Here is a 16,796-nt window from a genome sequence, read left to right on the forward strand (position 1 = left end):
ACGCATTGACGGTTAACGGTTTTCGGTTTTCGGTTTTCGGTTTTCGGCGCAGCCCTTGCCGGGCTGCTTCTATACGTTCAGATCCGGACGGTTGCCCGTTACCAGATATACGACGCTCTCGCCGATATTCGTGGCATGATCGCCGTATCGCTCCAGATAACGGCCGACAAAGCTCAGCAGCGAGGACTGCGTAATATTGCGCGGATTCTCCATCATGAGCGCGTACAGCTCTCTTGTGATTTGGCCGTAAAGCGCATCGACCTGATCGTCGTCCTTCGCCATTTTGTAAGCCAGATCCACATTCTCCTGAACGAAGGATTGAATCGACTCATAGGTCATCTGTTGCACAATCTCTGCCATGCGCGGCAGATCGATCAAGGGCTTGATCAGCTCTTGTCCGTCTAGACGCAGCACAACCTTCGCAATGTCTACCGACAGATCGCCCATCCGTTCCAGATCACTTGCAATCTTGAACGAGGACAGAATGCGCCGAAGATCCTTGGCCACCGGCTGCTGCGTGGCGATCAGCTTGGAGCCGATTTCCGTTATCTTCTCCTCCATCTGATTCAGATTCGGGTCCTGCGCGATTACCTGCTTCGCGCGTTCCACATCCAGATTGCCCAAAGCGGACATGGCGTTGACCAGCGCGCCTTCCACAAAGCTTCCCATCTCGATTATCAGATTATGCAGCTTCTCGAGGCCTTGATCGAATTCTCTTCTTGTCGTCATCATTATGGATCTTCCTCCCCTATCTGTTAAATCCGTCAATTATCCGAAGCGTCCCGATATATAATCCTCCGTGCGTTGATCCGTCGGATTGGAGAACAGCTCCTCCGTTTGCGTGCATTCGACGACCTCGCCGTTTAAGAAGAAGGCGGTTTGATACGATACCCTGGCCGCCTGATGCATGTTGTGCGTAACCATGACGATCGTATACTTGTCCTTCAGCTCCTGTGCCAGCTCCTCAATCTTGAGCGTGGAGATTGGATCGAGAGCGGAGGTCGCTTCGTCCATGAGCAGAATATCGGGATTCACCGCGATCGCGCGGGCAATGCACAAGCGCTGCTGCTGTCCGCCGGACAACCCGAGCGCAGAGGTTTTCAGCTTATCCTTCACCTCATCCCAGAGTGCCGAGGAACGAAGGCTGGCTTCCACGATCTCGTCGAGCTCCTTTTTGCTGCTCGTTCCATGCAATCTCGGGCCGTACGCGACGTTGTCGTAGATCGATTTCGGGAACGGATTCGGCTGCTGGAACACCATTCCCACTCTTCTGCGCAAGGCCTCCACCTCTACCTCGCTGGAGTAAATATCCTTGCCGTCAATCCTGATTTGACCTTCTATTCGAGTCCCGCCGATCATATCATTCATTCGGTTCAGCGTGCGCAGGAGCGTGGATTTGCCGCAGCCGGAAGGGCCGATGAACGCAGTGATTGCTTTCTCCGGAATGGCCAGCGATACATCCTTCAGCGCGTGGAACGAGCCATAATATAAGTTCAGCTTCTTGATGTCGATTAAGTCTTCCATATCTCTTCCCCCTTAGGAACATCCATAAGGATGACGCTATGTATCATACTACGGGATTGTTAAGCCGATGCTCTATTTATGTTAACGCATTGTAAAATGAACCCCCCGAAGCTGACGAAGCTCTTCCGCAACCTGCGCGGCCTGCCCGTGAGCCTCCTGAGTCAACACGTCGATTTGCTTGGCGGTCGATCGATTCTCGGCAGCGGCCTGAAACAGAGCTTGAAACGCCTCTCCCGCTCTCCGCAGCTGATTGCGGCTATCCACGGTGTTGCTTCTGGCCTGCTGGGCTAGCGTGGCCGAATGCTCAATCGCGCTCAGGATGGAGGCCGTCAGCGCCGTTATCTCGTTGGCGGAGCTTTTCGTGCGGCTCGCGAGATTCATCACCTCACCGGCCACCACGGCGAAGCCCTTGCCATGCTCTCCGGCCCTTGCCGCTTCTATGGATGCGTTCAGCGCGAGCAAATTGCTCAGATCGGCAAGCTCTCTGATCATGACGGAAACCTTGCTGATCGAGCTTGCCTCGACCTGCAGCTCCAGCATCTTCCTCTCCTGCTGCTCGGAAGTATTCGTGAAGACCTCGAAGGTTTCCTCGACAGTCATCAGCATATTTCTGCCCTCCAGCGTTTTGTCGACCATTGTGGCTGACAACTCTTCTCCGGAAGCGGAGGATTCGCGCACCCCGGCGACCGCTGATACGATCTCCTTCACTCTTTGCTCGACGGAGGCGATGGTCTGCATTCGCGATTCCTTCGCTTCCTTCTGCAAACGGCTTGAAATTTGAAGCAAGTCGGCAATGGTAAGAATTCCGCATAATGCCCTTCCGTTCGTAATCAGTACGCAATCGTACAGCACGCTTTCATGTCGTCCGAGCGCTTTGTCGATAAGCCGCTGCGGCTCGCTGCCGATATCGATCATGAGCGGTGACTCGTCCATCATGCTCGATATGGGCTTGTCGTAGAACAAATCGGCACTGTAGCGATGCCCCAGCTTCAAGAAGAAACGATGCCTCATCATGAGCCCCCTCGGCTCGCCGAGCGGACTGCATACGACTACGCATTCGCTGTCCTCTCGCGATTTGAACACCGAAATCACTTCCTTGCAGGTCATTCGCTCGTCAACGGTTGGCGCGTCACGCAGCGTTTCTTCTATGATTGCGCTTTTTGCTTTCATCTCTGCAGGCTTCTCCGGCTTTCGTATCGTATTAGTGCATGTCAACATGTTCATGGTCATGCTTAAGCCCTCCCGCGGTCGTGATATCTGGCTTCACTATAGGACAAAAGGATTATCCCAAAACCATTTTCTTGTAAAGAGAATGTTAAATGTCGGTACGAATGTCGAAGGCGTTCAATATGGTATACTGTATGAAAACGAAAACATTCAAACAAAGGATAAGACGATGACGACAGCCGATGGAAGCCTGTATTCTAAGAAGCAAGATGAGAAAGATGAGACGGTGCTCATTGCGAAAGTCTGCTTGCTCGCGGGCCAAATAATATTGCAGAACGGCGGGGAAACCTATCGGGTAGAGGATACGATGACCCGAATCGCCGCCGCTTACGGCAGAGAGAATACGCATAGCTACGTGACGCCGACGGGCTTGCTGTTCACGATCGACGGCTCCTCGCAGCTCACGAAGCTCATCCGCATATCCGCTCGCTCCACCAACCTGATCAAGGTATCGCTCGTGAACGATATTTCGCGGCGAATCAGCAGCGGGGAGCTGACTGCGGAAGCGGCTCTCTTGGAGTTAAGACAAGTAGAGACAAGCCTGCGCGAATATCGAAGCGGGTCCAAAATATTGGCGGCCGCTGTCGCAAGCGCTTGCTTCCTGCTTATGTTCCAGGGAAGCTGGCATGATTTCGTCCCCGTATTCATCATCGGCGGACTCGGCTTCCTCTGCTACATCTCGGCTAGACGAATTGTTTCTGTCATCTTTCTCGCCGAGTTTCTTGCCGCGATCGCGATTGGGACGCTTTCAATTGTCGCCGTGCAGGTCGGCGCTGCGCGTGACCTGGACATTATTATCATCGGCGCGGTTATGCCGCTCGTTCCGGGCTTGCCTATTACGAATGCCGTGCGCGATTTGATGGCTGGCCATCTCGTTTCGGGCTTGTCGAAGGGCGCCGAGGCGTTCCTGACCGCCTTCGCCATCGGCGCGGGCATTGCCGCCGTGCTTTCCTTCTACTAACCTCAAAGGAGTTTTCCCCTATGACGTTGCTCGTTCAGCTTGCGGCCAGCTTCATCGCGACCGCCGCATTCGGAATTATATTCAACTCGCCAAGGCGTCTGCTGCTTCAAAGCGGAATCGTCGGCATGATAGGCTGGATGGTCTATTACATAAGCACAACGTTGAAGATGGAGGTGATTCCGGCTACCTGCATCGCCGCGTTTGCCGTCAGCATCGTGAGTCAGTTGTTCGCGAAGCTGTATCGTACGCCGATCATCGTATTCAGCGTTGCCGGCGTTATTCCTCTCGTGCCCGGCGGCCTTGCTTACGATGCGATGAAGCATGTTGTTCTGGATCAATATAACGACGCCGTGCAGCTGGCGATGCAGGCGTTCATGATTTCGGGCGCCATCGCTTTCGGACTGGTGTTCGCCGAGGTTGTCAATCAGTGGATTCGCCGTTCGGCGAAAGGAAAGGAGGCGGCAAGGCATGGAGGCATTTAACGAGAAAGTACCGTATGATAATCCCCTTCTTTCCTTACGCGTGTTCAAGTCCCAGCGGACTCCTCCCTCCTATACGGATTGGCATTATCATAAACAATTGGAGCTGCTGCTCGTTCTGGACGGAGAGATTGATGTTTATCTCAACGATAGCCATATTCGCCTTGGTTCTGGAGACGTATGCATGATCGGCACCTCGGAGCTTCATCGCGATATCAGCTTGACAGCTCTGGATTACATTGTGCTGCAGTTCGATCTCGAGCCCTTCTTCGACCATAGCTCCATTCCCTATATGCGTTTTTTCTCGGAGAAGCATCTGCCCCTCTCGCGCATCAATTATATCTATCAAGAGAATCTTGAAGTTAGGGAAGAGACCGCTGCATGCATTAGCCGGATTCTTGAAGAGGCAACGAACAAAGAGACCGGCTACGAGCTGGCGGTCAGCATTCTCATCAAGCAAATTTTGTTGGTTCTGCTTCGGAACGATACAAGAGGTTTTCTGGTTGCGCAGGATAACTTCGACAAATTCAGGCTGAAGCCGGTTCTGGACTATATTGAGGACAATCTGACGGAGCGGATACAAGTCGAGGATGCGTGCAAAATCGCGAACATGAGCTATTATTATTTCGTAAAATTTTTCAAGAAAACGATTGGACTCTCCTTCACGGAATATGTGAATTACCAGAAAATCAAGCGCGCTGAGCGCATTCTTCTGACCAAGGATCTGAGCATCTCCGAAGTCGGCGAGAAGATCGGAATGCCCAACATGGCTCATTTCTACAAAATGTTCAAGAAATACAATGACTGCTCTCCAAAGCAATTCCAGAGCAGAATGTTCACCTGGAAGCGGCATTCATGAACAACAAAGCTCGCAGATCCCTAAGTGTTAGGGTTTGCGAGCTTTTTCGGCATAACCAGCTTGTAGCCAACACCTCTTATCGATTCGATCTGGACGGATTGCTGCCCCAGCTCAAGCTTCTTGCGGAGCGAGCTGACATGTACGTCCACCGTGCGTTGCCCCCCGATATAATCGAATCCCCACACAATGTTCATGAGATCGTCTCTCGTAATGACCATTCCCGGACGCTGAACGAGATAGAGCAGCACCTCGAATTCCTTCGGTCTGAGCGAGATGGCTTCGCCGCCGACGCTCACTTCGTATTTCTCGGGATAAATGGACAGCTCGCCGATCGCTATCACCTTCTCGTTAGAGGCAGCCGGCTGCGAATCCTCGGATTGCGTACGTCTCAGCACGGCGGAGACCCGCGCAAGCAGCTCAGCCACACCGAACGGCTTCGTGATATAATCATCCGCGCCATGCTTCAAGCCCTGCACGACCTCTTCCTCGGCATTCCGCGCCGTCAGCACGATAACCGGCGTCTTCACGCCTTGCTGACGCAGCCTGCTCAGAACGTCGAAGCCGTTCATGCCGGGCAGCATAATATCCAGAATAATGAGATCGAAGCTCTTCTGCAATGCGGCCTGAAGCCCTTCTCCTCCATGATCGATTACCGTCGTTTCGTACCCTTCCTGCGTCAGATTGTAAGACAGCAGCCTGGACAACGTCGGTTCATCTTCAATGACAAGCACCTTATGCGCCATATTGACCTCCTAAAAACTTGCGGAAGACGGCTTTCGCCGTCCGGCGTTTTTTTCTTCGTCAGCTATTCCTAGTGTACCACGCTTTTATGAAGAAGCGGTAAAGCTTTTTCACTGAATCACTGGAAGCTCGATCGTGAAGGTCGTTCCGATTCCGACGCTGCTGGACACGGTGATCGTTCCTTTGTGCAGCTCGACGAGATGCTTCACGATGGATAAGCCCAGCCCGGTTCCGCCAGAGCTGCGGGATCTCGCTTTATCGACCCGATAGAACCTCTCGAAGATGCGCGGCAAATCCTTCTTCGGAATGCCCAGTCCGGTGTCGCTTATTTCGATGCGGATGTAATCCTCTCCGGCCGCATGAATCGACACGGAAACCTTGCCGCCCTCACCGGTGTAATTAATGCCGTTGGACAACAAATTCATCATGATTTGGCGCAGACGGTCCTCATCCGCTTCTATGAACAATCCCTGCTCCACGTCCCGGCTCAGCTTAATATCCTTGCGGGCCGCCTCCGGCTCCAGCAAGGCAATCGTCTTGCCGACGAAAGCATCCAGATCGACCGGCGAGAATAACAGCGGCACTCTTCGCGATTCGATCTTCGACAGTTCTAGTATGTCGCCAATCAGCCTATTTAAGCGGTCGCTCTCGTCGTAGATGATCTGCAGGAAGGAATTCGTCGTTTCTTTGTCTTGAACCGCTCCGCTCAGCAGCGTCTCCGCAAAACCTTTCACCGCCGCGATCGGGGTTTTCAGCTCATGGGACACATTCGCCACGAATTCGCTTCGCATTCGCTCTAGACGTCTGATGGCCGACACATCCTGCAGCACGAGCAGCACCCCGCCGAAGCCTCCGCCAGGTCCTGCGCTGACCGGCACAAGATTGAGCTCGAGCAGTCTCTCCTCCGGAAAGTAGAAGGTTGTCTCTTCTTTCAGATGCTCCTTCGTATCGAGCGCTTCCTGTATGAGCTGGGAGAGCTCATATTGCTGCTTGGCATCCGTGAAATGCCTGCCCACAAGCTCGCGCGCGGAAAATCCGAGCACATCCTCCGCTCTGCGGTTCATAAGCAGAATAACGCCGTTCGCGTCAATCATCACAATGCCGTTAATCATATTGTCGAGCACGCTCTCAAGCTGGCTCTCATTCTGCTTGATCCGCGACATCTGAACCTGCAGACTGTCGGCCATGGCGTTGATCGCCGTACCCAACTCGCCAATCTCATCCTGCTTCGTCACTTCCACCCTTGCCCGGTAATCCATATTCTTAATCCGCTTGGCTACTCTCGTGATCTTCTCCAGCGGCTTCGTGAGGCCTTGCGCAATGCGATAGCTGATCAGCGCGGCGGCAACGAACAGGATGAGCAAGCCGGCGATGAGAACCGCGGTCAACCTCGCGATGCTCTGATCGACGGCGTCGAGGCTCATCGCCAATCTGATAATATAGGGCTCCTCACCAGGCACGACCTCCACCGGAGTGGCGACATACAGCATGGATTGATGCATGGTGTCGCTGTTGCGCAGCGATCTTCCCACGCCTTTCTTCAGAGCGTCCTGCACCTCTTGACGATGCAGATGATTATCCAGGCTTCGCACATCGTTGTCGGAGTCTCCCAGCACAACGCCGTCATTGCGAATGAACGTCACCCTTGCGTCCGCCAGCTCCCGAAGCTCATGCGCCTGCTCGGTATAATAATCGATCATATCGTCCAGATTACCGGTGCGCCAATCCTCTCGGGCCGCGATAACCCGCATCTCCCGCACCATATTATCCTCCAGAGCGTCGATATGGTTTTCCTTGAAGGTTTTCATCATTAGAAATCCCGAGGCGCTGACTGACAATGCGATCATGATAATAATGATCAGGGTCAGCCTTGTGCGAAAGCTGTTCATGGCGCTCCTCCTTCTGTCTTCTCCCGGCTGGTATAACGTCTCGGCTGATTTGACGCGTCAAGCGGCAGATCCGGGCTTGCCCTATAGGCCTTTATGGCAAATGCCGCAAGCCAATAGCCAAGCTTTATCGTACATGCGATGCCTTTTTTACGCCAGCGCTTTTTTTGTTAAGTTTTTGTAAAACATAATGATGGATCGTCGCGAAAGGCTGTTGAATCAAAATCGACAGCACGACGGGCACCGCCGCCAGTGGGCTGAAATAACCGAGCGCGAGCACGATGCCCAGCGATATGTTGCGCATCCCCGTGGCGTAGGACACGGTAGTCTGTACCTGCTGGTCGCGAAAGAGGCTTGAACTGAAAAAGCCGAGCGCATAGCAGAGGCCGACCATGACAACCACAATTGCGACGAGGGGCACAATATCGCCTTTAAGCTGATTCATGTAAGGCGCGATAGCCGAGGCGTTGAGTCCGACCACGGACACAAAGCAAAGCTTCGAGATTGGAGCCGTATACGGCTTCACATAGCCTTGAATGCGTCCTCTGGACCAATCATGCAAGCCGATGCCGATAATCGTCGGCAATACGATTAGAATCGTCAAATCCAGCATTAGCGGCCCGGCATCGATGGCGGTCGAGGTCTGGAAGAACAAATGAACGCCCGCAGGAACGATAATTGGACTTAATAGAGAATCCAGCACAACCATGGCCAGGATCAGCGCCACGCTTCCGCCGGACATTCCAACCCACAGCACGGTCGACACTCCGAGAGGAATAATTGTGAACAGCACAAGCCCGATTACGTATGGAGAATGATAGCCGAACGCGAGCGTGCCGATGCCGTAAGCGATCAGAGGCGAGACGATATGAGCGATGGTAAAGGTCAAAATCATGATGCTTGGTCTTCGGAAAGCTTGTCCGAGCTGTCTGATTCCGCAATCCAGCGCCATCGTCAGCGTCACAAAGCCGAACATGTACGGAACGGCTTCCACGTAAGGCTGCAGCGACTCCGAGAAAACAAAGCCGAGCAAGAGACAGCCCGGCACGATCAGAAACATCCATCTCTCTACAAATTTGTTAAACGTCAATCCGATTTCATTAAGTTTCAACTGCAATCCCTCATAATCTCTGCGATCCCTTCTAGTTGGCTTCTTTAAGCTTTATAATAGCATACAAGGAAGGTGATGAGCATGAACAACAGTCGATTTGCCAAGGCGGCCACTCAGATGCAATATGTGTCAAGATGGATGGAGTACAGCCCGAGATATAAGGACAATGCGGCCAGCCACAGCTTTCGCTGCGGCGCGATCGCGATTCTTGCCGGAATCATCGAGGAGCAGGTGTACGGGAAAGAACTGGATAAACTCGCGCTGGCAGCGAAAGCACTGCTTCATGATCTGAACGAAACCGTGACGGGATCGATCAAATATGTGACGAAAAAGGATCAGCATGTGGCGGAGCATATCAGTCGGCTCGAAGCCGAGGTGAGCAAGGAAATCGTATCCCAGCTGTCCCGGTCGCTTCAGCCTCACTTCCATGACTATATCGTGCTTGCAGAGGACGACACCTATATCGGGCAGCTCGTTAGAGACATCGATTCCTTCGACGCGATGCTGTTCTGCGGCAGGGAATACAGACTGGACGCCAATCTGTATTTCCAGGAGAAATACGAGCAGCTTCGGGATTCTCTCGCATCGTCGCCATGTCCTTCCATTCGCTGGCTGCTAACGGCGCTGGACGATAAAGAGGATGAAGGCGTCGGTTCTTTTCTGGAGCATATTCTTAATTTGGACCTGATCGAACGCTGGGGCGGAAGCTTCAATCTCATCCCTGACAACGATGCGACCCATTCGTTCCGAGTGGCGGCGATGTCGCTTTTCAACGGCTTGCTCGAGCGCGAGAGGTTCGGCAAGGGCTCCATCGATCTGTACCGGCTGCTCGGCAAGGCTATCATGCATGATGTCGTGGAAGGCGTAAGCGGCGATGTCGCCTCGCCGATCAAGAAATCGTCGAAAGCGGTCAGAGAAGCTTTCGAGCGATACGAGAAAGAGGTCGCTCATGATATGATCGCCAAGCTGCCTTCCTTCTTCCATGCGGATATGACCGATTTTCTGGCGCATGCGAAGGATGACACGTACGAGGGCGAGCTTGTGGACATCGCGGACAAGATCGACGCGCTGGTGAAGAGCAATCTCGAGATGCGCAATAATCCGCATTATGCGAAGAAATATTACGAGCAGCTCATCCACATTCAGCATCATTACGAGCATCCCTGCGTCATCTTTTTCCTCGCTTACATTTTGCATGATCTGACATACGACAACTTTGTGGGGTGAGCGGAGGGCTCTTTTTCGGAGGCGTGAGCCTCCGTTCCGACTCTCCAGAGTTACTTTTTACACCTGCAGCACCTCTCTCACTTTGCTTCAGCCGAGTCTCTCTCCCACGACAAGCGAAACAGCACCCCTTCAAGCAGTTAAGGAGAGTGCTGTTCGGTTTTGTTGCTAATTCTTATGTTTGATGAGCATCAAAACGTACTACAACTTCAGGCCCCAGCCGAACGGATACGCTTCGGACAGATCGAGCGGAAGCTTGCCCTCTGGCACCAGCCCTCCGGTCAGAACCTTCGCCGCCGAAGCAAGCGCAAGCGGCCTGCATTCGTATACGGCGAGATACGCCGACACTTCCTCATAATGCAACAAATCGAGCGGGTTCCGCACAGAGACCGCAATGACCTTGTTGCGATAGCTTTTCACGGCTTTGCGCGCAATCTCCCGCTCCAGCTCGTGCTTTGACGCGTCATACGTAACGACAATAATTTTATCGAAGCTGTCTCCATCCGCAAGCGGATGCTCGCTGTTCATCCTCCGCTCCGTCACATCGACCCCGGAACGCTTCAAATAATCGCCAAGTGTACCGTCGCCTTCCAGCATTTCGTCCGCTACCGATACAGGTACGATATCCGGCCACAGAACCAGAGTCTTCTCGCCTGGACGAAGGGGAAGCAACGCGGCTTCATTCTTGACAAGGGTGACGGAAGCCTCGCTCCATTTGCGGGCGACAGCCTTGTTCGTCTCCGTGCCGATGGCCGGCTTCACTTGCTCCCATGGCAGAATCAGCTCGCCAAGGCCCAGCTTCTCCTTCAAGGCAAGCACGCGCTGCAGCGACTCCTCCACTCTCGCGAGCGACAGCTCGCCGCTTTCCACCGCTGCTGCCAGCGCTTCAAGCGCAGCAAGCTGCTTCGTATGCGTGTGGCTGATCAGCACCATATCCGCGCCTGCCCCGATCGCCTTCACCGCGCCGGCCTCCGGGCCGTAATTCTCGTCAATCGCGCTCATCTCCATGCAGTCGGTCACAACCACTCCCTCATAGCCGAGCTCATCGCGGAGCAGTCCGGTCAGAACGCGCTTCGACAAGGTGCACGGCAAGCCGCTCGGCTCGAGCGCCGGGATATTCACATGAGCGGACATGATGCAATCCGTGCCGGCGGCGATCGCCGCTCGAAACGGCTTCAGCTCGATTTCATCCAGACGTTCGCGCGTGTGGGGAAGCACGGGCAGCGCGTGATGCGAATCAACCGAAGTATCGCCGTGTCCCGGAAAATGCTTCACCGTTGCGGCTACCCCTCCGCTCTGATACCCTTGCACCGCCAGCGCTCCGAAGCTCGACACCACATCCGGCCGATCGCTGTACGACCTTACGTTGATGACCGGATTGTTCGGATTATTGTTCACATCGATGCAAGGCGCGTAATTGTTCGTTATGCCGAGAAGCCGGAGCTCCTCCGCGCATATCGCCGCCGTCTCCCGAGCCGCCTCGGGATTGCCCGTTGCTCCCAGCGCCATATTGCCCGGCATGAGCGTGACGCCATCCACCAGCCTGGCCACCATGCCGCCCTCTTGGTCGATGGCGATAACGACCGGAGGTCGGCCCGCATCCTCGGCGAGACGCTCGAATTCACTGGATAAAGCATGCACCTGCTCAGCATCTTTTACATTGCGTGAGAAATAGACCGTACCGCCGACGCCGTATTCGCGGATAAAATGCTTGATTTCCTCGGAAGCTTCAAAGCCGTGGAAGCCGATGACGAAGAGCTGGGCCAGCTTTTCCTTCAAGCTCCAACCGCTCCAATCCTTATTCCACTTCTTGTTTTTAACCGCGCGTGCATCCTTATGTCCATGTCCATTCCCTTTTGCTGTCGCGTTCCTTCCGCTATTTCCACCTTTGCTTTCATTCACCTTCTGTGTCATCTTGCTTCATCCTCCTCTAGGTTGACTGATCGTTGCTGTGAAGCTCCGTCTTGCCCATGCTTGCTTCGATAATCGCTGGGATTATCTCCTGTATATTTCATGAACACTTTCGTGAAATATCTGCGTTCCGCATAACCGACTTCCTTGGCAATCGCGGAGATACTCTTCCCTGTTTGAGACAGCATTTGCTTCGCAAGCTCCATGCGTTGTCTTGTCATGTATTCGATGAACGTTTCACCGAAAGCCTGCTTGAACAGCAAGCTGAAATACGAAGTGCTTAACGATACATGGGTAGCAGCTTCCTCGACGCTAAGATCGCGATTCAGATTCCGATCGATGAACGCCTTCGCTTCTGCAAGAGAATGCTCGGATTGCTTCCTCTTATCCACGGAACGCTCCGCGACCCCCAGCGTCAATTGGCGAATGAACATCAACAAATCCTTGATCACAAACGGACTGTCGAGCCGCCTCCACAGCGAATCCTCCTGCTCTCTCGTGAACGCGGACATCTCCTTCATCTCCCGCATGAGATGCAGAACGAAGAAGTGAAGAAGCGGCTTAACGCTGGCGTTGTTCTGTTCGCCCGCCGCGTGAAGCTGCGCCGTCATCCGCTCCAGCTCCAGATCCGCGGCGTTGATGTCGCCTCGCTTTACCGCTTGAATCAATCTTTCCGCCGTAACCCAGAATTCGTGATCCGCCGGCGAGACTTTCATCACATCCAGCGGATAGAAGCAAATCGTCTCGTCGTTCTGCGTGAGCTGTACGCCTCGCTGCACGTCCTTGAACGCGCCGGCCAGCCCGCCAACCTCGGCGAATTGACGATAAATGCCAGCATTAAGCGACAGCTTCACATGCGACTTGACCGCCGACAGGAGCATATCCGCCCAAGCCTTGATCTGCTCCCTGTCGAAGCTACTTAGCTGCTTCCCTTCAATCAGCACGCACCATTCGCCGTCTCTCGTCTGCAAAACCGCGTGATGCAAGCCTGCCCTCTGCAGCTTCTCGCGCAGCACGTTGCAGACGGCGAAATTCCAAAGCTTGCGCTCCTTGTCCGGCCAATCGCGCCAATCCTTCGTCTCTGCCGCGCCGATGTCCAGGTTCAGCACGATCATGACGAATTGCTGCCGCAGATCCCATTCATCGCCGGAGAACAGCCAATGATCGGAGGAGACATCCGTGTAATCCATAATGATGTCATACAGTATTTTCTCGCTTGCCAGATCAATCATGCGTCCAAGCTTCTGCTGCTCCTCAATCTGTTGCCTCTGCTTGCTTCTCTGACTGGACATGATGCGGGCGATAACACCCGTCAGCTCGTCATAGGGAATCGGCTTCAGCACGTAATCGTTCACGCCGTATTGAATGGCTGCCCGGGTATAAGCGAAATCCTGATAACCGCTGAGCATAATGATGTCGCAGGGCATCTCCTTGTCCCGAATATGGCGCACAAGCTCGAGACCGTCCATGACCGGCATGCGGATATCGCACAGAAGAAGCTGAATTGAATGCTCTTCCATCACCTGGAGAGCTTCTACGCCGTTTTTCGCCACCCCGGCGACCGTCAGACCAAGCATATCCCAGGGAATCACCTTTTCCAAATTTCGCGTGATATGGGCTTCATCATCCACTAACAGCACTTTGTCCGTCATCGCTATCACCTCTTCTCTTCCCTATGGCGCATCTGATTACAGTTCCATATCCTTCGCTGCTGCAGATCATCATGCCGAAGCCGGGGCCGTAATGGATGCGGAGCCGATCGGCGACATTGCGCAAGCCCAGCCCCCTACGTTCGCCGAGCTCCGCCTCGTTCCCTGCCTTACGCGAAGGGCTGTATCCTTCATTCAGCCGCTGCAGCGTATCCGTACTCATCCCGATTCCATTGTCGCTCACCATAAGAACAATATGATGGGCTTCCGTGAACACCTTGATGGAAATAATGCCCTGTCCATCCTCATAACCGTCGAAGCCGTGTTGAATGCTGTTCTCGACGAGCGGCTGAAGGGTCAGCTTCAGAATGTTGTATGACAGTACGCTTTCCTCGACCTCGATTTCATAAGAAAACAACTCTTCGAAGCGATATTTCTGAATTTCCAGATAGCTTCGGACATGCTCGATTTCCTGATAGATGCCGATTTCCTCGGAATGATGCATAGAGGTACGAAGCAAATTGCTGAGCCGGCGCACCATCAGCATGATTTTGCCGCCTTCATTCTGAGCGGCAAGCGCGTTGATCGATTCCAGCGTATTGAATAGGAAATGGGGCTTGATCTGCGCCTGCATCAGCATAAGCTCCGCATGCTGCTTGCGCTCCTGCTCTCTGCGAACCTCCGTGAGCAGACCGCCGATCCGCTCCACCATGCTGTTGAAGCTGCTTGCGAGCAGCACCGTCTCGTCTTTGCCCTGCGCGGTTATCCGTATGTCGAGCAAGCCTTGCTCAACCAATCTCATCTTGCGAACGACTTTTATAATCGATTTCGCTACGCGGTTCACGAAGAACACATTGAACAGAATCGCGGATAGAAGTCCGAACAACGTAATCATGCCGATCCATTGCACGAGGCGCACATTCTCGTTCGTAAGCGAATTCCAGGATTGCACGGATAAGAGTATCCAGCCGCCCCGATCCAGTTGATAGGATGAGACAAGCGAATCCACGCCGCCGAATTTCATTCTCGAGCTTTCGTAATTTTGCGTGCTTTGCGGCGTCGAGGAGGTATAGCTATTAATGCTGTTGCCGTCCCATTCCTTGTTGCTGTCGAGCATGATCAAGCCTTCCGAATTCAGGATAAAATACCGCGCTCCGGGAGATTCGGCCTCCGGATTCTGAAATGCCTTGAGCATGGAGCTGACTTCCTCCGTCTTGTACTGCATCACCATAATGCCCAGATCGTTGAAGGATTCCATGTCCTTCACGACTCTCATCATCGTGAACAGCGGCGGTTCGACGCCGGTCAGCTCTTTCTGCTCGTACGGACCGATCCAGAGCGGTTTGCCGCCAAGGCTGATCACATCATCGTACAAGGCATGCTTCCGCAGATCCGCGAACGAGATCGGACGGAACGTCGTCGGATCATTGCGGTAGGAACGGAACATCGTCCCGTTGCTCGCGTAGAGCACGACGAAGCTTACGGCCGGATGCTGGAACAGAATGCGGCTCATATCCTTCTCCGCCTGATTGATCCGAATAAGCGCTCCGGGATCATCGATCGGCAGATCGCTTTGCTTCAGCGTATCCTGCACCTCGGCGCTGATGACATTGCCGTTCGACAGCTGATCCAGCTCACGGAAAAAGTACGAAATGTTGCCGCCGATCGCCTTCAGCGTAATTTCCGTCTGCTCGCTGTATTTCTTCTCCTGCAAGTTTTCGGAGCTGATGAAGGAGAAGATGCCAAGACCAATCATCGGTATAATAATAAGCGTTAGAAAGGCAAGCATCAATTTCGGTCTAAGATTCATGAGCCTGCCTCCTATTTCAATTCCTGGGTCGAATACGGCGTAAGCGCGGCCGGCTTGGCTCCAGCGGTGTTGGCTTTATCCTGCACGGATTGAAGACGGGCCGCCACTTCTTGCGGCGAGGAAAGATTGCCGATCAGCTCTTGCAATCCGATCCCGATCTCGGAGGTTACGACCGGTTGAACAATGGCGTCGAATGCGGGCCATTTGCTCGTTGCGCCTGCCATCGCATGCAACACCTCGTTCATAAGCGGATCGATGTCGGACAGATCCCTCAGCTTCATGGACGGCAGCAGCTTATCCTCCAGCATCGCGCGCTTTTGAACATTCTCGTTGAAGAAATTCGCAATGAACGCCTTAACGGCCTGAATCTGATCCGCGGACAGATCTGAGGAGAAGCCGAAGCCATTGGAATAAGAAGCGTTGATGGATTGCTGATCGCCTTGACCTCCCGGAATGGATGGAAACGCAAAAAATCCGATCTCGACCTGCTGTCCGCCCGCATCCGTGCTTGTGAAATGATTCATGTCCCAAGTGCCGGTGAACACCATGGCAGCCTTGCCAAGCAGCAATTGGGAGCCTTGATCCGCATAAGGAAGACCAAGCGCGCCTTTCGTGAAATAATCCCGTTTCATCAAGTCTGCATAAGCCTCGAAGCCCTTGATGAAATTCGGATCTGTCCATTTCGCCTCGCCTGTCAGCAGCTCGTTGAACGCATCGATGCCGACGTACCGTTCCATAATCGTGTTCCACATCATGCCCATGACCCAGGCGTCCTTGGCTGCAAGCCCAAAGGGCACAAAGCCCGCTTCCTTGATTCTGTCTGCCGCCTGGAGAAGCTCGCTCCATGTTTTCGGAATCGAAATTCCCAGCTCCCGAAACATCTTCTTGTTGTAGAAGATGCCTTCGCTATAACCGCCGTAAGGCACGCCGTAGACTCTGCCGTCAATCGTGAATTCGTCCAGGCTTTCGAATTGATCGGTCAGCTCCAGCTCCTCGAGTATCGGAGTCAAATCGAGCATGCGGCTCGCCTTCACATAGAGCTTCAGGTCGGCTCCTCCGAACACTTCGAATATATCCGGCGGATTGCCAACGACCATCTCCTGCTTCAGCTTTGTGTCACGATTGACGATCTCGTCGATGCCTTCGAGCTTGAAGGACAGTCCTTTGTTCTCTTCCTCCGTCTTGGCGACAACATCCTCAAGCACCTTAAGCCGGGTTTGGCTTGTTTCCTTAATCTGCGTATGCCGGAGCGACAAGGTTACTTCCTTGTAATTCTCCTCGCCGCTTGAGCGCTCGGAATTCGAACCGATGAAGCCGCAAGCGGCAGCGCACATCATCGACGTCAGCAGCATGACGATCAGAATGCAGGCGTTCTTCATGAATAGACAGCCCCTTTGCCGTCGCTTACAGCTCG

Annotated in this window: 14 protein-coding genes; 4 read left to right on the forward strand and 10 right to left on the reverse strand. The window is 53.6% G+C overall.

Annotation, left to right across the window (positions count from 1 at the left end):
- Nucleotides 1-69 precede the first annotated feature (69 nt).
- From phoU to HFP08_RS18320, 3 genes are all read right to left on the reverse strand, one after another.
- Nucleotides 70-729, reverse strand: coding sequence for a phosphate signaling complex protein PhoU (gene phoU / locus HFP08_RS18310; protein ID WP_168122158.1), 660 nt, complete (start codon nt 727-729; stop codon nt 70-72).
- Nucleotides 730-768: 39 nt separating this feature from the next.
- Nucleotides 769-1,524 carry a phosphate ABC transporter ATP-binding protein PstB gene (pstB, locus tag HFP08_RS18315; RefSeq protein WP_168122059.1) on the reverse strand — a complete coding sequence of 252 codons (756 nt, stop codon included), beginning with the start codon at nt 1,522-1,524 and terminating at the stop codon, nt 769-771.
- Nucleotides 1,525-1,605: 81 nt separating this feature from the next.
- Nucleotides 1,606-2,754: a methyl-accepting chemotaxis protein gene (locus tag HFP08_RS18320; RefSeq protein WP_206109282.1), complete on the reverse strand. Its 1,149-nt coding sequence runs from the start codon at nt 2,752-2,754 to the stop codon at nt 1,606-1,608.
- Between the two features lie 166 nt (nt 2,755-2,920).
- Between HFP08_RS18320 and HFP08_RS18325 the strand changes: the two genes are divergently transcribed.
- The 3 genes from HFP08_RS18325 to HFP08_RS18335 are packed head-to-tail and all read left to right on the forward strand — an operon-like array spanning nt 2,921 to nt 5,050.
- Nucleotides 2,921-3,712: a threonine/serine exporter family protein gene (locus tag HFP08_RS18325; protein ID WP_168122160.1), complete on the forward strand. Its 792-nt coding sequence runs from the start codon at nt 2,921-2,923 to the stop codon at nt 3,710-3,712.
- 20 nt (nt 3,713-3,732) lie between these two features.
- Entirely contained in the window at nt 3,733-4,194 is a 462-nt protein-coding gene (locus HFP08_RS18330) for a threonine/serine exporter family protein (protein WP_168122060.1), read from the forward strand.
- Nucleotides 4,181-5,050 (forward strand): helix-turn-helix domain-containing protein, encoded by an 870-nt coding sequence (locus tag HFP08_RS18335; protein WP_168122061.1) that lies wholly within the window; start codon nt 4,181-4,183, stop codon nt 5,048-5,050. The genes HFP08_RS18330 and HFP08_RS18335 overlap by 14 nt, the downstream gene beginning before the upstream one ends.
- 20 nt (nt 5,051-5,070) lie before the next feature.
- Here HFP08_RS18335 and HFP08_RS18340 read toward each other — a convergent pair whose 3' ends face one another.
- From HFP08_RS18340 to HFP08_RS18350, 3 genes are all read right to left on the reverse strand, one after another.
- Entirely contained in the window at nt 5,071-5,793 is a 723-nt protein-coding gene (locus HFP08_RS18340) for a response regulator transcription factor (protein WP_168122062.1), read from the reverse strand.
- A gap of 108 nt (nt 5,794-5,901) precedes the next feature.
- Nucleotides 5,902-7,680 carry a two-component system histidine kinase PnpS gene (gene pnpS / locus HFP08_RS18345; RefSeq protein ID WP_168122063.1) on the reverse strand — a complete coding sequence of 593 codons (1,779 nt, stop codon included), beginning with the start codon at nt 7,678-7,680 and terminating at the stop codon, nt 5,902-5,904.
- Between the two features lie 124 nt (nt 7,681-7,804).
- On the reverse strand, nt 7,805-8,788 hold the full coding sequence (locus HFP08_RS18350; protein WP_240941555.1) for a bile acid:sodium symporter family protein: 984 nt from the start codon (nt 8,786-8,788) through the stop codon (nt 7,805-7,807).
- A gap of 81 nt (nt 8,789-8,869) precedes the next feature.
- On the opposite strand from HFP08_RS18350, the gene HFP08_RS18355 reads away from it, so the two are divergent.
- Nucleotides 8,870-10,015 (forward strand): YfbR-like 5'-deoxynucleotidase, encoded by a 1,146-nt coding sequence (locus HFP08_RS18355; RefSeq protein ID WP_168122064.1) that lies wholly within the window; start codon nt 8,870-8,872, stop codon nt 10,013-10,015.
- Between the two features lie 198 nt (nt 10,016-10,213).
- On the opposite strand, the gene HFP08_RS18360 is transcribed toward HFP08_RS18355, so the two are convergent.
- From HFP08_RS18360 to HFP08_RS18375, 4 genes are read right to left on the reverse strand one after another with little or no spacing between them, the layout of a single operon-like run.
- On the reverse strand, nt 10,214-11,926 hold the full coding sequence (locus HFP08_RS18360) for a glycoside hydrolase family 3 protein (protein ID WP_168122065.1): 1,713 nt from the start codon (nt 11,924-11,926) through the stop codon (nt 10,214-10,216).
- Nucleotides 11,923-13,575 (reverse strand): response regulator transcription factor, encoded by a 1,653-nt coding sequence (locus HFP08_RS18365; protein WP_168122066.1) that lies wholly within the window; start codon nt 13,573-13,575, stop codon nt 11,923-11,925. The genes HFP08_RS18360 and HFP08_RS18365 overlap by 4 nt, the downstream gene beginning before the upstream one ends.
- Nucleotides 13,547-15,382: a cache domain-containing sensor histidine kinase gene (locus HFP08_RS18370; protein ID WP_168122067.1), complete on the reverse strand. Its 1,836-nt coding sequence runs from the start codon at nt 15,380-15,382 to the stop codon at nt 13,547-13,549. The genes HFP08_RS18365 and HFP08_RS18370 overlap by 29 nt, the downstream gene beginning before the upstream one ends.
- A gap of 11 nt (nt 15,383-15,393) precedes the next feature.
- The gene (locus HFP08_RS18375) at nt 15,394-16,761 is read right to left on the reverse strand and encodes an ABC transporter substrate-binding protein (protein WP_168122068.1); all 1,368 of its coding nucleotides are present in this window, start codon (nt 16,759-16,761) and stop codon (nt 15,394-15,396) included.
- Nucleotides 16,762-16,796 lie beyond the last annotated feature (35 nt).

It is taken from the genome of Paenibacillus sp. HB172176 (assembly GCF_011947265.1).
GTDB lineage: Bacteria > Bacillota > Bacilli > Paenibacillales > Paenibacillaceae > Pristimantibacillus.